Source organism: Niveispirillum sp. FG148 (assembly GCF_057809655.1).
Genome location: NZ_JBMDKJ010000007.1, coordinates 81,506 through 106,017, shown reverse-complemented (window position 1 = coordinate 106,017; position 24,512 = coordinate 81,506). Strand labels below are relative to the sequence as shown.

General features: G+C 65.8%; 24 protein-coding genes. 4 read left to right on the top strand and 20 right to left on the bottom strand.

All coding sequences use genetic code 11. From position 1 onward, the window contains the following. Positions 1-11: 11 nt before the first annotated feature. The 10 genes from ACODTW_RS10165 to ACODTW_RS10120 form a co-directional block, all read right to left on the bottom strand. Positions 12-374: a methyl-accepting chemotaxis protein gene (locus ACODTW_RS10165; protein ID WP_488945870.1), complete on the bottom strand. Its 363-nt coding sequence runs from the start codon at positions 372-374 to the stop codon at positions 12-14. Positions 375-576: 202 nt separating this feature from the next. After that, positions 577-2,157: a phosphoglycerate dehydrogenase gene (gene serA / locus ACODTW_RS10160; RefSeq protein ID WP_488945868.1), complete on the bottom strand. Its 1,581-nt coding sequence runs from the start codon at positions 2,155-2,157 to the stop codon at positions 577-579. 222 nt (positions 2,158-2,379) lie between these two features. Continuing rightward, complete coding sequence (locus tag ACODTW_RS10155) at positions 2,380-3,537, bottom strand: phosphoserine transaminase (RefSeq protein WP_488945867.1); 1,158 nt, start codon at positions 3,535-3,537, stop codon at positions 2,380-2,382. A 239-nt stretch (positions 3,538-3,776) separates the two neighbouring features. Further along, on the bottom strand, positions 3,777-5,363 hold the full coding sequence (locus ACODTW_RS10150; RefSeq protein WP_488945866.1) for a hypothetical protein: 1,587 nt from the start codon (positions 5,361-5,363) through the stop codon (positions 3,777-3,779). 320 nt (positions 5,364-5,683) lie between these two features. Then, positions 5,684-6,127: a GNAT family N-acetyltransferase gene (locus ACODTW_RS10145; RefSeq protein WP_488945864.1), complete on the bottom strand. Its 444-nt coding sequence runs from the start codon at positions 6,125-6,127 to the stop codon at positions 5,684-5,686. Positions 6,128-6,142: 15 nt separating this feature from the next. After that, entirely contained in the window at positions 6,143-6,793 is a 651-nt protein-coding gene (locus ACODTW_RS10140) for a LysE family translocator (protein WP_488945863.1), read from the bottom strand. Beyond that, positions 6,793-7,383 (bottom strand): DJ-1/PfpI family protein, encoded by a 591-nt coding sequence (locus ACODTW_RS10135; RefSeq protein WP_488945862.1) that lies wholly within the window; start codon positions 7,381-7,383, stop codon positions 6,793-6,795. The genes ACODTW_RS10140 and ACODTW_RS10135 overlap by 1 nt, the downstream gene beginning before the upstream one ends. 17 nt (positions 7,384-7,400) lie before the next feature. Beyond that, on the bottom strand, positions 7,401-8,195 hold the full coding sequence (locus ACODTW_RS10130; RefSeq protein WP_488945861.1) for a PhzF family phenazine biosynthesis protein: 795 nt from the start codon (positions 8,193-8,195) through the stop codon (positions 7,401-7,403). Positions 8,196-8,240: 45 nt separating this feature from the next. Then, complete coding sequence (locus tag ACODTW_RS10125) at positions 8,241-8,672, bottom strand: GNAT family N-acetyltransferase (RefSeq protein ID WP_488945860.1); 432 nt, start codon at positions 8,670-8,672, stop codon at positions 8,241-8,243. Positions 8,673-8,770: 98 nt separating this feature from the next. Further along, entirely contained in the window at positions 8,771-9,370 is a 600-nt protein-coding gene (locus ACODTW_RS10120) for a LysE family translocator (RefSeq protein WP_488945859.1), read from the bottom strand. Between the two features lie 187 nt (positions 9,371-9,557). Between ACODTW_RS10120 and ACODTW_RS10115 the strand changes: the two genes are divergently transcribed. Continuing rightward, the gene (locus tag ACODTW_RS10115; RefSeq protein ID WP_488945858.1) at positions 9,558-10,979 is read left to right on the top strand and encodes an aminotransferase-like domain-containing protein; all 1,422 of its coding nucleotides are present in this window, start codon (positions 9,558-9,560) and stop codon (positions 10,977-10,979) included. 21 nt (positions 10,980-11,000) lie between these two features. Here ACODTW_RS10115 and ACODTW_RS10110 read toward each other — a convergent pair whose 3' ends face one another. The 6 genes from ACODTW_RS10110 to ACODTW_RS10085 all read right to left on the bottom strand — a co-directional run bounded on the left by ACODTW_RS10110 (position 11,001) and on the right by ACODTW_RS10085 (position 17,310). Beyond that, the gene (locus tag ACODTW_RS10110) at positions 11,001-11,789 is read right to left on the bottom strand and encodes a nucleotidyltransferase family protein (RefSeq protein WP_488945857.1); all 789 of its coding nucleotides are present in this window, start codon (positions 11,787-11,789) and stop codon (positions 11,001-11,003) included. Between the two features lie 2 nt (positions 11,790-11,791). Next, positions 11,792-12,946 (bottom strand): dATP pyrophosphohydrolase, encoded by a 1,155-nt coding sequence (locus ACODTW_RS10105; protein ID WP_488945856.1) that lies wholly within the window; start codon positions 12,944-12,946, stop codon positions 11,792-11,794. Next, positions 12,943-13,725: a sterol desaturase family protein gene (locus tag ACODTW_RS10100; RefSeq protein WP_488945855.1), complete on the bottom strand. Its 783-nt coding sequence runs from the start codon at positions 13,723-13,725 to the stop codon at positions 12,943-12,945. The genes ACODTW_RS10105 and ACODTW_RS10100 overlap by 4 nt, the downstream gene beginning before the upstream one ends. Positions 13,726-13,877: 152 nt before the next feature. Next, the gene (lptG, locus tag ACODTW_RS10095; protein WP_488945854.1) at positions 13,878-14,963 is read right to left on the bottom strand and encodes an LPS export ABC transporter permease LptG; all 1,086 of its coding nucleotides are present in this window, start codon (positions 14,961-14,963) and stop codon (positions 13,878-13,880) included. Beyond that, entirely contained in the window at positions 14,960-16,207 is a 1,248-nt protein-coding gene (locus ACODTW_RS10090) for an LptF/LptG family permease (protein ID WP_488945853.1), read from the bottom strand. Before ACODTW_RS10090 ends, lptG begins: the two co-directional genes overlap by 4 nt. Positions 16,208-16,395: 188 nt before the next feature. After that, a complete protein-coding gene (locus ACODTW_RS10085; RefSeq protein WP_488945852.1) occupies positions 16,396-17,310 on the bottom strand; it encodes a metallophosphoesterase family protein in 915 nt (304 codons plus the stop codon). Between the two features lie 269 nt (positions 17,311-17,579). On the opposite strand from ACODTW_RS10085, the gene ACODTW_RS10080 reads away from it, so the two are divergent. The 3 genes from ACODTW_RS10080 to ACODTW_RS10070 are packed head-to-tail and all read left to right on the top strand — an operon-like array spanning position 17,580 to position 20,085. After that, entirely contained in the window at positions 17,580-18,533 is a 954-nt protein-coding gene (locus ACODTW_RS10080; RefSeq protein WP_488945851.1) for a diacylglycerol kinase family protein, read from the top strand. Then, complete coding sequence (locus ACODTW_RS10075) at positions 18,530-19,468, top strand: hypothetical protein (RefSeq protein ID WP_488945850.1); 939 nt, start codon at positions 18,530-18,532, stop codon at positions 19,466-19,468. The genes ACODTW_RS10080 and ACODTW_RS10075 overlap by 4 nt, the downstream gene beginning before the upstream one ends. Then, positions 19,465-20,085: a class I SAM-dependent methyltransferase gene (locus ACODTW_RS10070; protein ID WP_488945849.1), complete on the top strand. Its 621-nt coding sequence runs from the start codon at positions 19,465-19,467 to the stop codon at positions 20,083-20,085. Before ACODTW_RS10075 ends, ACODTW_RS10070 begins: the two co-directional genes overlap by 4 nt. 58 nt (positions 20,086-20,143) lie before the next feature. Here the strand turns inward: ACODTW_RS10070 and spt are convergent, their stop codons facing one another. The 4 genes from spt to ACODTW_RS10050 all read right to left on the bottom strand — a co-directional run bounded on the left by spt (position 20,144) and on the right by ACODTW_RS10050 (position 24,500). Further along, positions 20,144-21,358, bottom strand: a complete 1,215-nt coding sequence (gene spt, locus ACODTW_RS10065) for a serine palmitoyltransferase (protein ID WP_488945848.1) — start codon at positions 21,356-21,358, stop codon at positions 20,144-20,146. A gap of 3 nt (positions 21,359-21,361) precedes the next feature. Beyond that, complete coding sequence (locus tag ACODTW_RS10060; RefSeq protein WP_488945847.1) at positions 21,362-21,613, bottom strand: acyl carrier protein; 252 nt, start codon at positions 21,611-21,613, stop codon at positions 21,362-21,364. 219 nt (positions 21,614-21,832) lie between these two features. Beyond that, positions 21,833-22,777 (bottom strand): NAD-dependent epimerase/dehydratase family protein, encoded by a 945-nt coding sequence (locus ACODTW_RS10055; protein WP_488945846.1) that lies wholly within the window; start codon positions 22,775-22,777, stop codon positions 21,833-21,835. 1 nt (position 22,778) lies between these two features. Next, positions 22,779-24,500, bottom strand: a complete 1,722-nt coding sequence (locus ACODTW_RS10050; RefSeq protein WP_488945845.1) for a fatty acyl-AMP ligase — start codon at positions 24,498-24,500, stop codon at positions 22,779-22,781. Between the last annotated feature and the right edge of the window lie 12 nt (positions 24,501-24,512).

Sequence of the window (24,512 nt, the reverse complement as noted above, 5' to 3'; positions counted from 1 at the left end):
CGACACGCAGATCAGGCGTGGGTGATGGCGCGCTCGACCAGCTGACCCAGATGCTGGGTGCGCTTGGTCAGGCTCTGCAGCACGGCGGAGATTTCGGCCGTGGCGGCAGCGGTCTGGCCAGACAGGTTCTTCACCTCGCCGGCGACGACCGCGAAGCCCTTGCCAGCCTCGCCCGCGCGGGCGGCTTCGATGGTGGCGTTCAGGGCCAGCAGGTTCGTCTGCTTGGCGATGGCATCAATCTGCTGGGCGACGGTGCCAACCTTTTCGATTTCGGTCCGCAGGCCTTCCAGTTCACGGCTGATTTCCTGCAGGGCGGAGGAAACCTCGCTCTTGCCGGCGCCGGAGATATTGCTCGATTCGCTGCCGTACTTCATCTGCAAAGGCCTTGCGTCTATGGGTTGTCCGATATCAGACCCAGTCCCCGCCGGGTCTGACAGATTACATAGCATAAACCGCGGACCGGAAAGGTTACGATTTTCCATCGACGCCATCACTTTTGGATAGGCCGTCGCCCCTTCACAGGAAAAAGGGGAGAGCCGAAGCCCTCCCCTCTCATGGCAACCCGATCCGCAAGGATCAGGCGAAGGTCAGCTCGATGGCGCGCACCACGCTCGGCAGCCCGCGGATGGTGGACAGCAGTCCCTCGCCCACTTCCTGATCGACCGACACCAGACAGATGGCGTTGGCGCCCGGGGACGTACGGCCCAGGTGGAAGGTGGCGATATTGACGCCGGCATCGCCCAGCGCGCTGCCCAGCTTGCCGATGAAGCCCGGCTTGTCCTCGTTGCGGACGAACAGCATGTGGTTCGTCACCTCGGCCTCGATCGGCACCTCGTCGATCTCGACCAAGCGCGGCTTGTCGCCGCCGAACAGGGTGCCGGTCACGCTGCTGGTGCCCTTGTCGGTGGTAACGATGATACGGACCAGGGTGTGGTAATCGCCATCCACCACGCGCTTGGTCTCCGACACCTTGATGTCGCGTTCCTTGGCGATGACGGGGGCGTTGACCATGTTCACCGACTCCATCAGCGGGCCCAGCAGGCCCTTCAGCACGATGGCGGTCAGCGGACGGGTATTCAGGGCGGCGGCCTGGCCCTCATACTCGATGGTCACGCCCTTCAGGCTGCCCTCGTTCAACTGGCCCACGAAGCCGCCCAGCTGTTCGGCCAGCTTCATATAGGGGCGCAGGCGCGGTGCTTCTTCCGCGGTCACCGACGGCATGTTCAGCGCATTGACCACAGCACCGCTGACCAGATAGTCGGCCAGCTGCTCAGCCACCTGCAACGCCACATTCTCCTGCGCTTCCGTGGTGGAGGCGCCAAGGTGCGGGGTGGCGACGACCTTTTCATTGCCGAACAGCGGGTGGGCCTTGGCCGGCTCCTCCGCGAACACGTCCAGCGCGGCACCGGCGACATGGCCGGCCTCAATGGCGGCCTGCAAAGCCTCTTCCACGATCAGGCCACCGCGGGCGCAGTTGATGATGCGCACGCCCTTCTTGGTCTTGGCCAGGGCCTTGGCGTCCAGGACGCCCTTGGTGGCTTCGGTCAGCGGCGTGTGCAGGGTGATGAAGTCCGACCGCTTCAGCAGGTCTTCCAGCTCCACCTTTTCCACCCCGATCTCCGTGGCGCGTTCGGGCGACAGGAACGGGTCGAAGGCGATGACCTTCATCTTCAGGCCGATGGCGCGGTCGGCAACGATGCCGCCAATATTGCCGCAGCCGATGACGCCCAGCACCTTGCCGAACAGTTCCACGCCCATGAAGCGGTTCTTTTCCCACTTGCCGGCATGGGTGGAGGCGTTGGCGGCCGGGATTTCACGGGCCAGCGCGAACATCATGGCGATGGCATGTTCGGCCGTCGTGATCGAATTGCCGAACGGCGTGTTCATGACCACGACGCCACGGGCCGTGGCGGCCGGGATGTCGACATTGTCGACACCGATGCCGGCGCGGCCGACAACCTTCAGGTTGGTGGCGGCGGCCAGGATATCCTTGGTCACCTTGGTGTTGGACCGGATGGCCAGACCATCATACTCGCCGATGATGGCCTTCAGCTCGTCGGGCTTCAGGCCGACCTTGACGTCGACCTCGACGCCGCGCTCCTTGAAAATCTCAACGGCGCGGGGGCTCAGGCTATCGGAAATCAGAACCTTGGGCATGGAAGTGTCCTTCGCATGAAGATGCGGGATGTCATGGGGGGGGCGTTCCGGCGCGCACTCAACATCGCCCGTTGCTCCTTCCTGCTTCCCCCGCGAAAGCGGGGGTCCAGGGGCCAAAGCCCTGACGCTTGGGTTCAAGCGGCCCCTGGATCCCCGCTTTCGCGGGGAAGGCAATAAGGATGGCGGCTTACAGAGCGCGTAACCGGAATGGCAATCAGGAAATCAGCCGGCCTTGACCGTTTCATAGGCCCAGTCGAGCCAAGGCAGCAGGGCCACGATGTCGGCATTTTCGACCGTGGCGCCGCCCCAGATGCGGATGCCCGGCGGGGCATCGCGGTAGGACCCGGCGTCCAGCGCCACGCCTTCCTTTTCCAGCAGGCTGGTCAGCTTCTTGGCGATTTCCGCCTGCGCTTCCGCCGGCTGCGCCGTCGCCCAGGGGTCGACGATCTTCAGGCAGATGGAGGTGCAGGAACGGCTTTCCACATTGTCGGCCAGGAAATCGACCCAGTCGGTCTTGGCAACCCAGTCGGCCACGGCCTTCAGGTTGGCTTCCGACCGGCCGATCAGCCCTTCCAGACCGCCCACGGACTTGGCCCAGTTCAGGCCGTCCAGCGCGTCTTCCACGGCGATCATCGAGGGGGTGTTGATCGTCTCGCCCTTGAAGATGCCTTCCGACAGCTTGCCATTGCTGGCCATGCGGAAAATCTTCGGCAGCGGCCAGGCCGGCTTGTAGTTCAGCAGCCGGTCTACGGCGCGGGGGCTCAGGGCGATCATGCCGTGCGCCGCTTCACCGCCCAGCACCTTCTGCCAGGACCAGGTGACGACATCCAGCTTGTCCCAGGGCAGGTCCATGGCGAACGCGGCGGACGTCGCGTCGCAGATGGTCAGGCCTTCGCGGTCGGCAGCGATCCAGTCACCATTGGCAACGCGGACGCCCGACGTGGTGCCGTTCCAGGTGAAGACGACATCGCGGGAGAAATCGACGGTGGTGAGGTCGGGCAGCGCGCCGTAACCGGCAACCATCTGACGGACATCGGTCAGCTTCAACTGTTTGACGACGTCGGTGACCCAATCCTTGCCAAAAGATTCCCAGGCCAGCATGTCGACGCCACGGGCACCCAGCAACGACCACAGCGCCATTTCAACGGCGCCCGTGTCAGAGGCGGGAACAATGCCCAGCCGGTAATCGGCGGGGATGCCCAGAATTTCCTTGGAGAGGGTAATCACCTGCTCCAGCTTGGCCTTGCCGGGCTTGGAGCGGTGCGAACGGCCCGTCAGGGCGCCCTTCAGGGCTTCGATCGTCCATCCGGGGCGCTTGGCGCAGGGACCGGACGAGAATTGCGGATTGGCGGGGCGATTGCCCGGCTTCGGCGCAGCCATTATGGCTATTCCTTCCAGAATAGTAGCACCCCGTTGGGGGGGTGTGACCCGCCGCCGAAGCTATTGATTGGGCAGATGCCCGTCAATGGGGCATCGCTGTGCGCGGATCAGATTTCTGCTCTGCGAAGCGCGCAGGGGAAATATTGTTTCGCTGCGTGCTGTGCACTCAGACGCCGGGCGCCGTCATCCGGCGGCTGGGCTACGGTTCCCTCAGGTGCCGGGCGGCCTCGGCCATGCCTTTACCCCATCGGCAGCAGCGACTTATCCACCAGGCCCGACTCCAGCATGGCATTGCACAGCTTGAAATAGGCGTCGCGCCGTTCATTGGCGCCGACAAAGCGTTCCAGATAATTCAGGATGAATTCCGGGCGCTTCAACGCCTGGGCCAACTGGTCGGCCGCCAATTGCCGTGCCCTGCCCTCCGGCAGCCCGCCACACAGGCGCACGATGGCCAGGATACGGTCGGTATAGTTCATGGCCTGGTTGGCCAGGATTTCCGTACGGATGCTGTCGAAGATAGCGCTGTCGAGGATCTCAGCCATCTCCCGCTTCGGCGCGGCCGGCATGCCGGACATGACGATGCGCCGGGACATGGTGCCCAGCGTCTTGATGGCTTCCATGCGGTTACCGACCTCGCGGATGAAATCCTCCGGCACGATCAGGCTGCGCAGATATGTCGCGATCTTGGCCTTGGGCGCGTCGCCCGGCGCCGTTTCGGCAAGCGACAGCACGGTTTCGGCCTTCGCCACGGCGCTGCGGATGGGGCCGATCAGTTCCGACATGGACTCGGGCTGGATCAACCGGTCGGCGCGCTGCGCCAATGCTTCCAGCACCTCCTCGTCCCGGGCCAGCAGGGGGGCATGCTTGCGCAGATAGGTGATGACCTCCACGGTCGCTTCCATCTCATCCCGGATGCCCCGGTCGCTGCGCAACGGCAGGCGGGAATGCAGATGCCGCAGCAGGCCCATGCGCAGTTCCGCCATGGTGCGCGGCAGCACGCCTTCGGACAACAGCATGGACAGGGCCTTCACGCCCGCTGGCTGCTCCTCGCCCCCGTCCCCGGCCAGATTGCCGACATAAAGGTCGATGGCGTTCAACACCAGTTCCAGACGCAGGCGCTCCTTGCCGGCCAATTCCTTCAGCGCCAGGGGCGAGGCCAGAAGCTCTGCGGCCAGACTGTCCAGGATGCGCATTTCCCGCACGGACAGTTCGGGCGTGTAGAGCAGGAACAGCCGATCCAGCTTTTCCACCCAGCCCTTGGCATCGGCCAGATGGGCCGCCACGGCCCGGTAGAGATAGCCGGCCAGCCCGTCCGCCGGTCCCTTGTAGCCGTCCGCCACGGCCAGCAGGCCGCCATCCCCGATGCGGGCCGGCGGATTGCCCTTCGCAGCCTTGACCAGCGCGGACAGGCCGTTATCGGCAATCGACATCAGTTCCTTCATGCGGGCGACGGCCGTCTGCTTGGTGCCGCGCACCTGCACCGAGGCCACGCGCTGCAGCGCTCCCTGCACCGTGGTCCCGGCGCCATCCAGGGCGCGGGCATGCACCTCGTAGGTCAGGAGTTCCAGCGGGGTCAGCCGCTTTTCATCCAGATATTTGGCAAAGAAGGTGCGGAAGATCTGGCGCTGCACGTCCCCCATCAGGTCTTCCGGCTTGTCGCACCAGGAGGCATCGCGACCGGGATTGGCGCGTGCCAGCGGGTCCGCCTCCTGCACACCGCTGCGCAGGCGCTTGACCATGGTCACCGTCGTGCTGAATTCATGGTCCCTATAGTCGGAACGGCGGACAAGCCGGATGCCGTCCACCTCGGCGCGCTGGACCAGCATCGCCGCCGACGGCTCCAGTTGACGCAGGTCAGGCGACTCCCTTACGACGAGCCAGATGTCGCCGTGAAAACTATGGAGTTCGTAGACCGTCTGGACGGTGCCGATGAGTTTCTGTTTGTCCACAGGCCAAGGCTCAGGAAATAACCGTCCGACGTGCCAGTCACCGGGTGGCGGCCGACGCCAAGGGCCGGGTGATCTGCAAGCACGGCCATCTTGCTCAATTCTCCATCCGGGGTAAACAGTGTAATAACGGCTGAGGATGTTATTACGAAAGGCATAGGCCAAAAATACAATCCCCACGCGCACAAACACTGGACAAATCAGGCAATAGGGGGCCGCCACATGGCACGCTCTGGTTGATCAAGAGCCCGGAAGCCATATTGCTGGTACAGGCCGTGCGCATCAGCCGTGAACAGCAGGAATCGGCGCAAACCGGCCCATTCCGGCCGTTCAACGACCGTGCTGACCAGGAACTTGCCGAGCCCTTTTCCGCGCCGTCCCTCGTCCACCCAGACATCAGCCAAATAACCGAAGCTGGTGTGATCGGTAACCACCCGGCAATAGCCGATTTGGAAACAATTGAAATCATAGAGCCCGATGGCAACGGAATGACGCGCGGCGCGCTCCACTTTCTCGCGAGCGATTCCCGGCGACCAGTAGCTGGCAGCCAGGGCTGGATGGATCACATCGAAATCCAGCCGCGACGGATCGGAGGAGATCAGATACCCGTCCTCCCGCCGCACTTCCCAATGGGCCTGATGCATTTTCCTGCTCCTTGATCAGCGGCTCACGGCCATGTGGGCGGCCAGCCCCGCCAGAACCGACCCCATCACCAGCCTCTGCGCCCGCGCCCAGAAGGGTCGGGTGGCAAGGAAGCGGGCAAAGGTGCCGGCAATCAGGATGAAGGTGCCGTTCACCGTCATGCTGATGCCGATCTGCAGGGTGCCCAGCAACAGCCCCTGCACCAGGACCGACCCGCGCGCGGGGTCGATGAACTGCGGCAGCAGCGACAGGTACAAAAGCACGGCCTTGGGGTTCAGCAGGTTGGTGACCAGACCCATGGTGAACAGGCGCAAGCGTCCATCCGGCGGCAGGTCGCGCACCTGGAAAGGGGACTGGCCGCCGGGGCGCAGCGCGTTCCAGGCCAGCCAGCCCAGATAGGCCGCACCGGCCCAGCGGATGGCCGTGAAGGCCAGCGGCAGGGCGGCCAGCACGGCCGTCAGACCCAGCACGGTCAGCATCAGGAAGATACAGAAGCCGACCCCGACCCCGGCCAACGACATCAACCCGGCCATCCGTCCCTGGCAGATGGAACGGGAGACCAGATAGGCCATGTTGGGTCCGGGCGTCAGCGCCATGCCCAGACACAGGGCCGCAAAGCCCGCGACGACCGCCGGGGGCACGGGCAGATGAAAAAGACCGGCATCCATCACGCAGCCCCCTCCCGCCCGTTCACGGCCACTTCCTCTGCAACCATGGCGGCCAGTTCCGGTCCGGCCAACCTGTCGACCATCCAGCGGACCAGGTCCAGGTTGGCCATGCACCCGGCGGCCGTGCCGATATTGCCGTCCACCACCAATCCGTCATCGACATGGATGGCCCCCAGATCGCGCAGACGACCGATGGCGTCGGGCCAGGCATAGGTCGTTGCCCGGCGCCCGCGCAAATGCCCCAGTGCTGCCAGGATCAGCGATCCGGAACATTGCGCGGCCAGCAATTGCCGGTCGGGGTCCAGCCCCGCCAGACGGGCCAGATAGGCGGTATCACGATGCAGGGCGCGGGTGACGCTGCCACTGGTGAACATCACCGCGTCGGCGGCCGCGGCCTCCTCCACCGGGCCATGCATGGCGACCGGCAGGCCAGTGCGGGAGACATGCTGATCCGCCGTGCCCAGAAGGCGCACGCGCCATTGATCAGGGGGCAGCCGCCCGGCCTGAAGCGGCCGGTTCAACAGATCCCAGGGCATGAACAGGTCGATGTCGGTGAAACCGTCAAAAGCGATGATGGCGATGGTGGGCATGGGACTCCCCCTGTCGGTCAGGCGACGGGAACCTGGATGGTGCCTTCCAGATACAGGACAGCGCGGCCGGCGATATGCACGCGGTCGCCCAGCAGCCGGCAGTGCAAGGTACCGCCGCGCGCCGACACCTGCCGCGCCTCCAGCGCCGTCCGGCCCAACCGATCCGCCCAATAGGGGATCAGGGTACAATGGGCGGAACCCGTCACGGGGTCTTCCGGAATGCCGTCCATGGGCGCGAAGAATCGGGAGACGAAATCGACACCCCCTTCTCCCGGTCCCGTGACGATGACCATGCGGCCCACACCGGACAGCAGCGACATGTCGGGCGCCAGGGCTTGCACCGTGGCGGCATCCTTGTAGACGACGAACCAGTCCCTGGCCGCCAGCACCCGCTCGGGCGTCGGGCCGCCCAGGGCCTTCAGCAGATCGGGGTGGACCTCCGCCGGCTGCGGCGCGCGCGTCGGAAAATCCAGGGTGTACAGACCGTCGGCATGGTCGACGCGCAATTCCCCGGCCACCTTGGTCCGAAACACGATCCGGTTGGCGTCCCGGTCGATGAAATTGCGGATGATGAAGGCTGAAGCCAGGGTGGCATGGCCGCAGAGATCGATCTCGTTGACCGGTGTGAACCAGCGGATGAACCAGGCCTCCCCGTCACGGACAAAGAAGGCGGTCTCCGCCAGATTATTCTCGGCGGCGATCGACTGCATCACCGCATCCGGCAGCCATTGTTCCAGCGGAACAATGGCTGCCGGATTGCCGCCGAACAGCGTATCGGTGAAGGCGTCGACCTGATAAAGCGGCAGGCGCATAAGGATCTCCAGGGTTCCAGATCGCAATGGACGGCGCGGGGGCGATCACAGCGCCGTAAAGTCGAAGGCGTTGTCCAGCGGGGCCAGCCCGGCCTGCGGGTAGTAGGTCATGGCCCCCGGCGCCGACAGCAACAGGCAGCGCACGGGCCAGCGGCCCGGCGTAACGTCGCGTGACGCGGCATCGCGGGTTTCCACCATCAGCCGCTTGCCGATGCCCCGTCCCTGAAACGCCTTGTCCACGGCCAGGTCGGACAGATAGCAGCAGAAGGCGAAATCGGTGACCGAGCGGGCGACACCGACCAGCAGGCGGCCCGCCCGCGCCGTCACCATCAGATTGGCATGGCGCAGCATGGACTCGATGCGGGCGGGATCATCGACAGGGCGGCGTTCAGCCAGACCGGAGCGCTTCAGCACGTCGATGAATTCTGCTGTGCGCAGCCGCGCTTCTACGGCGTAGGTAACTTCCATGTCGGGCATCGGCCCCTCCTGCTGTCGCACCCTGTGGCGATGCGAGACAAGTACGGGTACAATCGACACAATATAGGGTCAATACGCCAACTTGTACCGATGACAAGTTACAGCAGAAGCAGGGCCGATGCCGCCGTCGCCAGCCCCAGCGCACCGTTGAACAGGCGCAGATGCAGATCATCGCGCAGCCAACGCCCCATGGCCTGGCCGAACAGCACCCAGACCAGGGTACAGGGCATGCCGACAAAGATGAACATGGCGGTGATGGTCAGGATGCTGCCCCATTCGCCCAGTTGCGGCATGCGGAAAATGGCATGGACGGAAATGGCCATGGCCAGCCCTTTGGGGTTGATGAACTGGAAGGCAACGGCCTGCCAGAAGCTCAAGGGCCTGGCCCGCGATCCCGCTTCGGGTCGGCCAGCGGTGGCGATTTTCCAAGCCAGATAAAGCATATAGGCCATGCCAGCATATTTCAGCCCCTGTTCCAGCAGGGGAACCGCCCTCATCACGGCCTCGCCGCCGACACCGGCCAGCAGCACCAGCGTGCCGAAGCCGGCGACGATCCCGCCCATGTTGGGCAGGGTGCGGCGGAAGCCGAAGGTCGCCCCGCTGGCTGCCAGGATCATGTTGTTGGGGCCGGGCGTGACGGACGTGGCGATGCAATAGGCCGCCAGTGCTGCCAAGGGTTCCAGAAGACCAGTATCCATCACACCCCCTCTTGCCAGGGTGACAATCGCGATTGTCACCAGCCATGTCCGGAATTGTCCCCATTACGTCCGTTAGAAGTCTTGCGCCGGACGTGCAGGCGGAATAGGATCGAGACAATTAAGCGTCAGGGTCAGGATTGTCAGCATTGCATTGATGACAATCCTGACCCTTGCAGGGACAAGTCGCATGAATGAGCCCGCCATCACCCGCTGGCGCCCTCGCATTGACGGGCGGCCGGGTCCGCTCTACCGGGCCATCGCCACGGCTCTGGCCGAGGATATCGGCAATGGCACGCTGCCACCCGGCACGCGCCTGCCCACCCATCGCGACCTGGCCTGGGACCTGAAGGTGACCGTGGGCACCATCACCCGTGCCTATCAGGAAGCCGAGCGCCAGGGGCTAATCGGCGGAGAGGTGGGGCGCGGCACCTTCGTGCGCGATCCGCGGCGCCTGACCGACCCCGCGGTGGAAGCAGGGGGCAGCCTGTCGGGCGCGCCCCAGGGCCTGATCGACCTGTCGGTCAACGCGACCGCCCTGTGGCAGGACGCGAGCGCCCTGTCGACCGCCACCATGGCTGTGGCGCAATGGCCGGACCTGCCCAACCTGATGTCCTACCAGACGCCGCTGGGCCATCCTCGCCTGCGCGGCGCCATCGCCGACTGGCTGGGCGACAGCGCCAACATGCATGTCACGGCCGATCAGGTGCTGCTGGCCGCCGGCGGTCAGGGTGCGATGCAGGTGGCGCTGGCGGCCGTAACGCGGCCGGGTGACACGCTGCTGGTCGAACAGCTCACATATCCCGGGCTGCGCGCCCTGGCGCTGCATCTGGGTTTGCGCCTGATCCCCGTGGCCATGGACGCCGAAGGTCTGCTGCCGGACGCCGTGGAACAGGCAGCCCGCGCCCACGGCGCGCATGCGCTCTACTGCATGCCGACCTTGCAGAACCCCACCACCATCACCCTGTCGCCGGAACGCCGCCGCGCCCTGGTGGATGTGGCGCATCGCATGGGCGTGATGATCATCGAAGATGATGTCTATGGCTTCCTGAAACAGCCGACCCCCGCCACGCTGTACAGCCTGGCGCCCGACGTGACGATCTATGTCAGCAGCCTGTCCAAATCCCTGTTTCCAGGCCTGCGTACGGGTTATGTCGTGGGGCCGCGCCCGCTGTTCGATCGCATGGCCACGGTCTTGCGCGCCACCGTGCTGACACCGGCCCATCTGGGCACGGTCGTGGCGGCCGAACTGATCGACAGCGGCGAAGCCGGACGCATCGCCCAGCGTCGCCGGCAGATGGTGGCCGAGCGGCAGGCGGCAGCACGGCGCGCCCTGTGCGGCATGGATCTTTCCCTGTCCGACCCGGCCGTCACCCATATGTGGCTGCCCTTGCCCGACCATGTGCGCCGGGATGAACTGGTGCGTGGCGCCCTGGAACGCGGGGTGAAGGTCACGCCAGCCGATGCCTTCGGCGTGGGGCGGGGAGAGGTGCAGAATGCCATCCGCATCTGCCTGATGGGCGTGGACCGGGTCAGCCAGCTGGAACAGGGCCTGCAGGTGGTCGAAGGGCTGATCACCAACCCCGTTGCCAGCAGTGCCGCCTTCGTTTGATCCACCCTCACGCGACGGCGGTCAAACGTCGGACAGCAGCCGTTCCACCAGTTCCATATCCGCAGCCTTGTCCACATCGACGGCCGCCAGACCGAACGGCATCTCCACGACGGCCGCCCGGGCGCCGGTCAACCGGCCCAGCCGATCCAATGCGGCAGCAAGGGTCAGCCGACCCAGCAGAAAACGCAGAATGGACAGGGGGCCCAGCAGGCGGATCATGCGCAACGGATGCTTGCGCTGTGCCTCCACCTGCCGCCAGGTCTGCGCCACACTGGCCGATGCGGCTGTGCGGAAGGCAAACATGTTGCATCCGGAAAAGGCCCCGTCGGCAAAGCGCAGATAGGTGCGCTGCGTTTCCGGGACCGCGGCCTGCACAACATGGTCACGCGCCAGGGCGACACAGACATCGCTGCCATCGGGCAGATGCGACAGGAAATATTCCACCCATTCCGGGCGCAGCAGGGCATGGTCGGCCGTTGTTACGAACAGCGGCGTACCCAGCCTTTCCAATGCCGCCGACACGGTACGGCTGGGGCTGCCCTCCGCCGGCAGCAGGGCCAGCCGTCCGCCCGCCAGCAGCAGCCCCAGTTCTGGATGCTGTTCCACCAGTTCAGGCCGTTCGATGGCGATATGGATGGTCCCGACCGTTGGCGACGCCGTCAGGGCCCTGACCACACGGACCAGCATGGGCACCCCGGCCATGGGGGCAAAGGCCTTGTGGCTGACGCCGGCCAGCTTCGCCACCGGGTCGTCCGGCCCGCGGGAGCCGGCCAGGACCAGCACCGCCATCCCCTGCCCCGCCGCCGCCATGGTCAGATCGCCTTTTCGTACAGCCGGTAGGTCTTGTAGCGCGAGGAACCGATGCTCTCGATAATGCGGCGCATCGGCAGATTATCTTCCAGAATCCAGGACAGTTCGATCCATTCGTAGCCCAGCGCCTTCGCCTCCCGGCGCATGCTGTCCACGATCAGGAAGGGCAGGATGGCCTGCTGCCAGCCGCCGACATCGCGGCGCACCCCCATCAGGGGCACCCGCGCCGTCTTCACGCCCTTCACCTTCAACCGCCACAGCATCTTGAACAGGCCAAAGGGCAGCAGCTTGCCCCCCAGATCCCGGATGGCTTCGTTCAGGTTAGGCAGGCAGACGCCGAAGGCCACGGGCCGCCCTTCCACCTCCGCGATCCAGACCAGCCGCGGATTGATCAGCGGCTTCAGGGACTTCGCCATCTGCTTGGTTTCGGCTTCCGACAAGGGGACGAAGCCCCAGTTGCCGGCCCAGGCGTTGTTGAAGATGGAGGTGATATTCGCCAGATCCGCGTCGTAACGCTTCATGTCCAGCATGCGCAGGGTCAGCGTCGCCGGCAGGGGCCGTTCGATCATCTGGCGCACGGACTTGGGCAGGTCGCGGTCGATATCGATGAGATAGGCGAAGACATCCTTGGCCTTGGTCAGGCCCGCCCCTTCGATCCGCGGCCCCAGATAGGCGCGGTCATGGCCCATCAACAGCATGGGCGGCCGGTCCCAGCCATCGACCAGCAGGCCCGTCTCCTCATTGATGGACAGGTTGAAGGGGCCAACCATGCGCACCATGCCACGCTCGCGCAGCCAGTCGGCGGCGGCGGCGAACAGGGCATCGATAACCTCCTGGTCATCCTCCGCCGCCAGCAGGCCAAAATGACCCACGGCATCGTTGCGGATGGCCAGGCCGGCGCGATCGATCTGCGCCGAAATGCGCCCGACCACCTTCTCCCCGCGCAGGGCCAGGAAGAACATGACATCGGCATGCTGGAAATAGGGGTTCAGCTTGGGCGACAGGGTCTCCTGCCGCTCCAGATAGAGCGGCGGAACCCAATTGGGATCGCCCTGATGCAGCCGGTATTGCAAGGCGATGAAACGGTCCACACCCTTGGTACCGGGCACGACCTGTTCGATGCGGATGCTGGCGTCCCCGCCCTGGCGCGCGGTCAAGACGCAGCCTTCACGCCATCACCACCATTCTGGGCGGGCGGGCGCGGCGGCCTGTCGCGCGGCGGCGCGCCGGTGGCCTGCATGACCCAGGGATAGCGCTCGGCCTCTTCCAGGTCATAGCCCAGGTTGAACACGGTCGGGCTGCGCGGCTTCTGCCGGGCTTCCGCGTAATAGCTGTTGAACAGCATGTCGGGGCCGTAGGCGATGATGCCGTAGTTCCCATCCTCATTATGGAAATGGTGATAGAGGTGCAGCTGCTTGATCCGCGCCACCCAAGCCCAGCGGGGCTTGTAGTTCAGGTGCTGAATGCAGTGGAAGAATTCATAGATGCAGGTATTGACCAGCCCGGCTGCCAGGGCGGCGGCACCACCGGCCGGACCGTCGACCAGCCAGCCCACGGGAACGCTGACCAGTGCTATCGTGGGCAGGGTGTTGACCAGGCTGCCGAACAGTACTTCCAGCTTGTGCGGGTCCTGGTGATGGTCGAAATGGATGCGCTTCCACAGCGTGGCCGACCATTTCATGCGATAGAGCCAGCGCCCGTGCAGGATATAGCGGTGGATGCCATACCAGGCGAACGGATAGATAACCGAGGTCAGCAGCACCACAACGGCCAGCCGCCCCCAGCTTTCCACCCATGCAGCCGCCAGCACGGCCGACAGCAACGCCAGCAGCGCATAGACCTGGATGGCCGGGTACGTGGAATAGGCAAAGGCCAGTTCCCGCAAATTCATCTTGCCGAGGTCATAGCTGCGACCGCGCCAGGCATCGCCCCACATGCCCCAATCCTTTCCCATTCCGAAAGCCGATGCGGGCGGCCTTGTCGCCGCGCGTCATCGTGACGTCAAATTAGAACCCGTCCGGTCCGCCTTCAAGGGCATTACCGGCTTTGCGACATCGTATCGCCCCGGTCCGCCCCGCCGGGCGGTCCCTATTCCTCGATATGGATCATGATGGCCCCGCCAACGGCAGCGAAGAACACCAGCGGACCCCAGACCGCGATCAGCGGCGGCAGCGTCCCCGCCTGTCCCATGGCCCCCAGGATACCGGAAATCAGCAGAAAGCACAGGCCGACAGCCGTGCCCAGCGCTAGGCTGCCCATGGCCCCGCCGCGGCGGCGCATGCCATGGGCCACTGGCGCCGCCAGCAGCAGCATGACCAGCGACGCCAGCGGGGCCGCATAGGTGGAATGCAGCCGCGTGGCGTAGAAGGCGGGGCTTTCGCCGCCGGCCCAGGTACCGCGCACGATCCGCAGCAGCCGCTGGAAGGAGATGTTCTCCGTCGGCTTGCGCAGTTCGATCATGTTGTTGGGCGACAGGTCCATGTCCCAGTTCAGAACGTCGTCATGGCTCATCCGGACCGGATCGCCCAGATGGGTGCGCGACACGTCATAGATGCGCCAGCCATCGGGACCATGGTCACCGCGTGTAGCGGAAACCAGGTCGGTCGCCAATCCGCGCTGATCGCGGGCCACCATCTCCAGCGACTGAAAGCTTTTGCCGTCTTCGGCGATGGTGCCGATGCGGACGACATGATCGCCCAGACGGAACCAGACGGGCTTGGGCTTGTCATCGTCATCGCCGGCCTTGTCGGCCGGCGGGGTGGTCGCCGCCCACCAGGAGAGGAAGGTGCGCTCTGCCCGTGGTGCGATCTGGTCGCCCAGGATGAAGTGCCCCAGCGCCACGGCCAGCGCCGCGGGCAACAGCCCGCCCATGATCTGGTAGGGCGTCATGCCGACAGATCGCATGGCGACGATCTCGTTGGTGGACGCGAAACTCCACAAGGTCGACAGGGACCCGATCAGGACCGCCAGCGGCACGACCCGTTCCACCACCAGCGGCAGGCGCAGGGCCGTATATTCCAGCAGACCGCCAGCACCCAGCCCGCGTTCCAGCACCGTGCTGGCCGCGTCCAGCAGATCCAGCAATTGCAGCAGCGCCGACAGCGCCAGCAGAACCGACAGCACGCGGGTCAGAAAGGTTCGGGTCAGATAGCCGGTGATGGTGCCGCGATTCATGGCTGCTTCCCCCCCGACTTGCGGCGCCTGGGCAACAGCCGCACCAATTGGCTGGTGGCGCTGTCGATGGCGTCAAACATGGCGGCGAACGGGTTCTCGCCCGGCCGCACATCGGCACGGTGGAACAACCAGGCGCACAGCGCGCAGAACAGGGCAAAGGGCACCCATATGCCGATGACGGGCGGAACGCGGCCGACATCGCCCAGGCTTTCGCCCATCTGGATCAGATGGTGATAGACGATCAGGATGAAGGTGGCCAAGGCGATGCCCTGCCCGCGCCGCGCCCGCTTGGCCGCCATGCCCATGGGGACCGCCAGCAGCGGCAGCAGCGGCAGCGACACGGCGCGGGCCAGCCGCGCATGGAACTCCGATTCCAGCTTGCCGTGCGGCAGGATCGATTGCGGGTCGTGCATTTCCGACCACAGTTCGGTGATGGTCAGTTCCCGCTCGCTGCCACCGCGGTCGCGGAACGGCTCCGTGACCATGTTGAACGGCTTGTCCAGCTTCAGCTCGGTGAACTCCACCACCTGCCGGCGGCCATCGGGGATCATGCGCACCTGAATGCCCTGGTGCAGGGTCAGCAGCACGCGCGCCCGGTCGTCGGTGGCCGCCAGCGTGCCGGCGACCGCCGTGGTCACCCATTTCTCGCCATTGTCGCGATCCTGCTGCACAAACACTTTCGACAGGCGGCGGCCGGTGAAATCCACGAAATCGGCGCTGATGGTGATGCCGTCACCGGCATCGACGAAAGTGCCCTCCGGCACCGTCGCATCCCAGGCGGCATTGACCACCATATGATAGATGGCGCTGTAGCCGTAGCGGCCGAAGGGCTGCAAATAGCCGAACAGGATGATGGAAAACACCATCAGCCCGAAACCCAGCACCAGGAACGACCGGGCGATGCGCGGCACCGACAATCCCGCCGTCTGCAGCGCATCCAGTTCATTATCCTCTCCCATGCGGGCGACAACGATGAACATGGAGATGAAGAAGGCCGCCGGCAGCGCCAGCCCCAGATAATGCGGCACCAGATTGGCGATCAGCCGGACCACCATGTCGAACGGCCCGCCATGGTTGGCCAGCAGATCAAACAGGCGCAGCAGCCGTTCCATCAGCAGCGCGATCAGCACCACGATGACGGAGGCCACCAGCGGCTTCGTCGTCTCTGCCAGGATGTAGCGGTCGATCAGTCGCGTGCTGTTCAGTTTTTCCCGGCGTTCGGCCGGCAGGGGCGAACCGGTCACGACAGGGCCACCCAAAGGCTGCGCATTGAAACCGCCATGGGGCAATATCCATCGGACTCCAACGCGGCGACGGCCGCGCACGCGAAATTCGGCAAGATGGCGCTGTCGGCGTGGATGGTCATGGCGGGCATATATCAATCGGCGAAGCGCGCACTGTAGAGAGAAAGCACACCGGTGGCAACGCGGCCTCAGCCACCGGTGCGGGGTAGATGCAGCGACCAGCCCCCCAGCGCCGTGACGGGAGCGCCGCGGCAAGCAGCGCCCCGCACCTCCACCTGCACCTGCCAGCCGGCGGCGTCTGTGTCCACCGTCACAAGGTGCCAGCGCGCGGGCATGTCATGGCCGCGCCCAATGGCTGATGCAGACGGCACGGTCAGGCTGGGGATCGGCCCCAGGGGGCCCTTCACCATCGACAGGTTGGCGACATGGGCGTGGCCGTGCAGCAGCATTTCCGCCCCCGTCCGGGCCAGCAAGGCGCGCAGCGCCGCCCGGTCGGTCAGGCCCTTGCGCGCCCGCACCACCCCGTCGGCCACCGGGTGATGCACCATCAGCACGCGGAACAGGCCAGACCGGCCGGCATCCGCCAGCAGGTCACCCAGCCTTTCCAGCTGTTCGGCCCCCAGGCGTCCCTGGGCCAGCCCGATCGGCGTCGGCACACCACTGTTGGCCCCGATGAAGGCGACGGGTCCGCGCAGGCGCAGATAGGGGAAGGCCACGGTATCCCGCCCGTCGCCCCGCATCTGCGCCGCCCAGTGATCCAGCCCGTCTGTCGCCTTCATGTCGACCATGGCGTCATGGTTGCCGGGCACCAGGCTGACATCGGCTGCCGGCCCCAGGCTGTCCAGCCAGACCGCGCCCCGCCGGAACTCCCCCGGCAGGGAAATATTGGCGATATCCCCCGTCACGGCCCAATGGTCCACCCCTTGCGCCCTTATATCGGCGATGATGGCGTCCAGCATGACCGGCTGATGGGCGTGGCGGCGCTTGCGCCGCCAGGACAGATAGCTGAGCGTGCGCTTGGACAGCCATTCCATCCCATGCGGACGGTCGGGCTCCAGCGGCAGGTGCGGATCAGACAGATGGGCAAAGCGGAAGGGTCGCATGGGCGCCACGCTACAATGCGGCACAGGCCATAGGCAAAGGGGACGTCTCTCCTGTATGTAGTCGGGCCAGAAATCCTGTCCGTTACGGTTCCCATCTTGTCCTGCCGCCTTCCCGTTACCGCAAAGCAGCCACGACTCGTCCCCGTGCGGCGACAGGGCCGCAATTTGTGCTGGATCACAGCCGCTACCCGCGCGGCTGTGGCATTGACCGTCGCGGTCGCGCCGAAGGGGCGCGACCTTGTTTTCTCATGTGCGGCGGTCTGATCCGAATGGCGCGTCTCGGTCTCATCCGTAATCCCTACAGCCAGCGTAACAAGGGCGGTGGCGGCGACAAGGCGGCACAGGCCGCGGCCATGCTGGGCTTCTATTTCGCCGAACCGGCCACGCCGCAGGAACTGGCCGAGACCCTGGCCGATTTCCGCGAAGGCGGGGTTGATATCCTCTGCGTCGATGGTGGCGACGGCACCGTGCGCGACGTGCTGACGGCCCTGCCCGCCGCCTATGGTGACACACCGCCCAAGCTGGCCATCCTGGCGGCCGGCAAGACCAACCTGATCGCGGCCGATGTCGGCACCACCGGCTATGGCCGCAAGGGGTTGAACCTGCTGGTGCAGGCTGTGAAAACCGGCACGCTGGGCCAGCGCACGACGGTGCGCCCCGTGCTGAACCTGCATTGGCCCGATGGCGAACACACCGATGTGCGCGGCATGTTCATGGGGGCTGGTGCCTTCACGCGCGGCACCGACCTGGCCAATGCCGCCATCCACAAGGCCGGCTTCACGCAGGAAATCGCAGTGGCCCTGACCATGGCCGGCGTGCTGGGCCGGGCCCTGGTCGGCAATGACCAGCATGGGTGGCTGGCGGGGGAGGATTTCGGCGCCGCCTGCGATGCCGCCCCCATGCGTGACGGCAACCGCTTCCTGTTCCTGGCGACGACGCTGGACAAGCTGATCATGGGCCTGTGGCCCTTCTGGGACCATGGTGACAGGCCCTTGCGCTATCTGGATGTGGCCGCCCGCCCACCCGGTCTGCTCTGCGCCCTGCCCCGGCTGATGACGGGCCGGCCCAGCAACGCCATGCGGCGGGGTGACAGCTACAATTCCGGCGGGGCCGACCGGATCGAACTGCGCCTGACGCGGCCGCTGATCATGGACGGGGAGACGTACCCGGCCGGTCGTGTCATCCTGTCGGCCCGCGACCATATCGAATTCGTCCAGCCGTGACCCCTCCTCTGCTTCTCGACCTGATCCGTGCCGAATGGGATGCCGACCTGCCGGGCCCGGCGGCGGCTTTGGTGCAGGCCCTGGTGGACCATGGCGGCGCCAACGTCGCTTCCGTGCTGTTCTACGGCTCCAACCTGCGGTCGGGCGATACCGAAGGGGTGCTGGATTTCTATGTCCTGCTGGACCGGTTGCTGCCCTGGCGGAACAGCCGGCCGCTGGCAGCCGCCACCCGCCTGCTGCCGCCCAGCGTGGAATATTGGGAAGTGCCCTGGCAGGGCCACACGCTGCGCGGCAAGGTCGCAGTGATGGGCCTGGACCAGTTCGCGCACGCCACCCGTTTCGACAGTCTGGACACCACGATCTGGGCGCGCTTTACCCAGCCCGTGATGCTGGCCTTCGCCCGTGACGATGCCGCCCGCGACGCCACCCTGCATGCCGTGGCCAAGGCCGTGACCAGCGCTGCCCGCTGGGCCGCCCTGCTGGGCCCGGGTGCAGGGGCGCCGCGGGATTTCTGGGAAGCCCTGTTCAAGGCCACCTATGCCGCCGAACTGCGGGTGGAGAAGGCATCACGCGGGGTCAGTCTGGTCGACCATGCCGCCGATCGCTATGCGGGGCTGCTGTCGCCCGCCTGGGCCGCCGGCCGCGTCCCGTTCCAGGATCTGGCGGATGGGCAGGTCCGACCGCTGCTGACGGCCGATGAACGTCAGAACGCCCTGCATGGCTGGGACCTGCGTCGGCGGCTGGGCAAGGTTTTGAACATCGCCCGGCTGGTGAAGGCGGCATTCACCTTCCAGGGCGGGGTCGACTACCTGCTATGGAAGCTGCATCGGCATTCGGGCGTACGGCTTGACCTGTCGCCCTGGCAGCGGCGTCACCCCATCCTGGCCGCCCCCGGCATCCTGTGGAAGCTGAGGCAGATGGGGGCCATCCGGTGACGCGCGGGCCTGCGAACCCGACGCTGGCCCATTATGTCGCTCACGCGTCGCTTTATGCCGATCTTCTGGCCGACCATGACAGCGCCGCGGCGCGTCATCGTTTCCTGACGGCTGTCGGCCGTGACGATGCCGCTATCCTGGACCTGGGCTGTGGGGTGGGGCGGGACATGGTCGGGTTCCGCGATGCCGGCTGTACGGTCACCGGTGTCGATGGCGCGGCCCCTCTGGCGGCCCTGGCCCGGCAGGCCACCGGCTTTCCCGTGCATGTCATCGACTTGCTGTCGCCAGCCCCCGTCCCCTGGCCGGCGGCCAGCTTCGACGGCATCTGGGCACATCATCTGTTCTTCCACCTGCCCAGTCCCGCCCTGCCCGTCATCCTGAGCCGGGTGCGATCCTGGCTGCGGCCCGGGGGCTGTTTTTATGCCTGCGATCCGACGGGGGACGGGATGGAAGGGCTGGCCGATGATGGCCGCCACCTGGCCTTCCGCCGCCCGCAGGTCTGGAAGGCGAGCATGCGGGCCGCGGGTTTCACCCTGGTTGAAGAATGGCGCCGGCCGGAAGGGCTGCCGCGCCACCGGCAGAACTGGCTGGCGACCCTGTGGCGAGCCGGAAAATGAAAAACCCCGCGGACACCTTCCGGCATCCGCGGGGCTTCATTCATGCCCGGGGGCGTAATTACTCGGCTGCCTGAACCAGCGCCGGCAGCACACCCAGCTGACGACCGACCTTGGCGAACTGTTCGACGGCAAAATCGATCTGCTGCGTCGTGTGCGCGGCGCTGACGCTGGTGCGCAGCAGCGACAGGCTGTTCGGCGTGGCCGGCGGCAGCGCCAGGTTCAGGTACAGGCCGGCTTCCAGCAGCAGGTTCCAGAAGGTGATGGCCAGTTCCTTGGACGGCAGCGACACAGCCACGATGGGGTTCACATCGGGACCGACCTGGAAGCCCAGGTTGCGCAGCCCTTCATACAGGCGGCGGGAATTGGCGTTCAGCTTGTTGCGCAGGCCCGGCTCCTCCTGCATGCGCTTCAGCGCCTGCAGGGACGTGGCGATGACCGACGGCGGCAGCGAAGCCGTGAACATGTAGGGGCGGCAGGCCACCCGCAGCACGTCAAAGTCGGGCAGATCAGACACGCAGAAGCCACCGACAGCGCCCAGGCTCTTGGAGAAGGTGCCGACGATGAAGTCCACATCCTCTTCCACGCCGACTTCCTGCGCCAGACCGCGACCGGTCTCGCCCAGCACGCCCATGGAATGGGCTTCATCGACCAGCAGATAGACGCCGTTCTCGCGCTTGACCTGGGCGAATTCCTTCAGCGGGGCAATGTCGCCCAGCATGGAATAGACGCCCTCCACCACCACCAGCTTGTTGCCGGGATGGTCGGCCAGACGGCGCAGACGCTTGTTCAGATCGTCCGGGTCGTTGTGGCGGAAGCGCACAACCTGGCCGGCCGTCATCTTGGCGGCGTCATAGATGCTGGCATGGCTGTCGCTGTCGATGACCAGGATGTCATCCTTGCCGACCAGCGTGGAGATGATGCCCAGGTTCGCTTGATAGCCGGTCGTGAAAACCATGCAGTTCTCACGGCCGTAGAACTTTGCCAGTTCCACTTCCAGATCGGCATGGCCGCTGTAGCTGCCATTCGCAATGCGCGAGCCGGTGGTGCCCGTGCCCTGTTCGATCAGCGCTTCGACACCCTTGTCGATGCAGCTTTTGTCGAAGGTCAGGCCCAGATAGTTGTTGGTGCCCAGAAGGACGGTTCGCCGCCCCTTCAGCACACCTTCCGTCGGCGACAGGATCTGGTCGAAGCGGACCGTGAACGGGTCGCGGCCAGCGCCGGCGATCTTGTGGTAGTGCTCGCGGAGCTGGGTGTATTTCGCAAGTATCGTCATGTTTTAGGCGCGCCCCCGGAGTTCCAGTATGGTCCTGGCCAGGTCGCCGATGGTTTCGACCTCAGCAATCCGCTCCAGCGGGATCGAGATGTCGAATTTGTCTTCCAGCACCATCACGAAATCCATAACGGCCAAGCTGTCCAGGCCAAGATCGCGCGTAATGCTGGTCTCCGTCGTGATGGTGACCGGCGTCGGCAGGGTAGGCCCAAGGGCAGCAATAATTACTTCGACGATTGCGTTGACGTCGGTGGTCATAAAAGTGCCCCAGGGATCAGTCTACAGGTGTTGTAGGTCGTTGTTGCCATGCGATGCCGGTGCCCCCCGGCATCGACCAAAAAAGCGTCACGTTCCGGTAAGGTAATTGCAACGCCCAAGGATGCAAGAACAAACCACAAAACGCATGGAACACCTGTGACAGATGACACAGCCACGGGCAATTTCGCAACAGTTTGAAGCGATTTGGTGGGCTGATCGCTATATCCAGCCCTGGTTCCGGTACCAGTTCGCCGTCTCCTCGAACCCGACGCGGAGCGGAATTCGCGGCTTCCACAGCGATTCAGGCGGCAATTGCTGCGACGCGACAGACCAGTCGGCGTGGGTAATCTCCCGCGTTTTGGGCAGGGTCAGCATGACAGGCTTGCCGGTAACGCCGGCATAGGCGCTGCCGCACAGGCCGACCAGACGGATCAGCGCCGCCGGCACAGGCAGGCGGAGGGCGCGGTGGCCGACAGCCTGCGATGCCACGTCCAGCAGGGTTTCCCAATCGTATCCACCAACCAGACCGTCACACAGCCCATAGCGCTGTCCGCGCGGGCCGCCAGGTGCCGCCAGCGCCGCAATGGCCTCGGCGGCATCCAAGGCGTGGATCATGGCCAGTCGCGCGTCGGCGCCACCCAATACCGGCACGACCGGCCCCGCCGCCGCCTGGAACAGCGACAGGGTCTCCCGGTCCCAGGGGCCATAGATGGCGGGCGGGCGCACGATGACCCAGTCATCCCCGCCATAAGCGGCCAGCGCCGCTTCCTCCCCGGCCTGCTTGCTGGCGGCATAATGGGACAGATGCGGCTGGGTCGCCGCCTGGCTGGACACGATCAGCAGCCGGGCGCCCGGCGCATGCGCCGCCACGGCCCGGCCCAATGCCGCCGACCCGCCCTCGTTCACGCGGAAAAAGTCGTCGCGACGGGCGGCCTTGATCAGGCCGGCGACATGGATAACGACATCAGCCCCCGTCACCAGCCGGACCAGCGCCGCGTCGTCCCGCAGGTCGCCCAGCACCAGTTCCGGCCGCACATCGGACAAGAGCGGATGCACCGGGTCCTGACGGACCAGCATACGCACGGCATAGCCGGCGCGATGCAGGGCGGCCACGATGTAGCGACCCAGGAAGCCCGTGCCACCGGTGATGGCGGCCAGCGCCATGTCAGGCCGTAACGCCGAATTCGCCGGCCAGGTACATCTGCCGGGCCTTGGTCCGGCTCAGCTTGCCGGACGAGGTCTGGGGCAGCGAATGGGTCGGCACCAGCACCACCTTCACCTCCAGCCCGTGGGCCGCACGCAGCACGCCCTGCACCTGCTGGGCCAGCGCGGTACGCGCGTCTTCCTGCGTCGGGCGGCACTGGACCAGTACCACCACCTGCTCTCCCCCGTCGCCATCGACGGAGAAGGCAACGACGTCACCGCTGCGCAGGGATTCCACCGCATGTTCGGCCGACCATTCCAGGTCCTGCGGCCAGATATTTCGGCCATTGACCAGGATCAGGTCCTTGGCGCGGCCGGTAATGACGATCTGACCACCGCAGAGATAGCCCAGGTCGCCCGTGTCCAGCCAGCCATCGGCGGACAGAACCGCGTCCGTCTCCTCCGGCCGGTTGAAATATTCCCGCATCAGGGAGGGACCGCGCGCGAAAATGCGGCCGACCTGCTTTTCGGCCAGCACCTTGCCTTCCGGGTCGCGCACTTCCAGCGCATGGCCGGGCAGCACGGGGCCATTCAGCACGAATTCGCGCGACCGCTGCGTGTCCGGGCCCGGCGGCACAGCCACGGCCTCTTCTTCCAGCTTGTCCAGGTCGACCAGATCGGTGATCAGGCCCGTGTCCAGCGGGGCGAAGGACAGGGCCAGCGACGCCTCCGCCATGCCATAGGACGGCACCAGCGCCTCGGCGCGGAACCCGCGCCCGGCAAAGGTCTCCGCGAACTTGCGCAGGACGCGCGGACGCACCATGTCGCCGCCGATGCCGGCCCCGCGCCAGGTGGACAGGTCGATACCGTCCGTCGACGCCGTCTCCGCCCGGCGCGCCGCCAGCTCATAGCCGAAGCTGGGGCTGTAGGACAGGGTGCCGCCATTGCGGGAAATGATGTTCAGCCACAGCAGCGGACGGCGGGCGAATTCCCGCGTCGGCAGATAGTCGATCGACACCTGACAGACCAGCGGGGTCAGCAGGAACCCGACCAGCCCCATGTCATGGTACAGCGGCAGCCAGGAGATGCAGCGGTCGTCGCCCGTGATCTTCAGCCCGTAATGGGTGATGGCATAGGCATTGGCCATCAGCGCGCGCTGGGTGACGGCCACCCCCATGGGAAAGCGCGTGCTGCCCGAGGAGAATTGCAGATAGCAGAGATCGTCCGGCGTGACCGCCGGCAGGGCAATACCTTCGCCATCCACATCATCGAACACGGCCAGCGTGCCGACAGCCTTCAGGCCCAGCCCGTCGGCCGCCAGCGCCAGCCAGTCGGCCAGGGACACGGGGGACAGGGCCGCGGCGGCATCGGCCACCTGGATCATGCGGCGCACATGCTCAATATAGGCGTCCTTGCCCCCAAAGGCAGCCGGCAGCGGCATGGGGGCCGGCACCAGGCCCGCGAACTGGCAGGCGGCGAAGGCACGCATGAAATCGCCATCGCTCTCCGCGATGATGGCGACGCGGTCCCCCTTCACCAGCCCTTTGGCCAGCATGCGGCGGGCCAGGGCCTGCGCCTGTTCGTAAAGGCGGCTGTAGGACAGCGCTTCGGTCAGTTCCCCCTTGCCGGAATAGAAATTCAGGCCGGTCTCCCCACGGGCGGCGTATTCGATCGCTTCCGGCACCGTGGCGAAATCCGCCAGGCGGGAGGCAAGCGCATGCTTCGAAGGGGTGGGACTGACCATGGCGTACTGTTC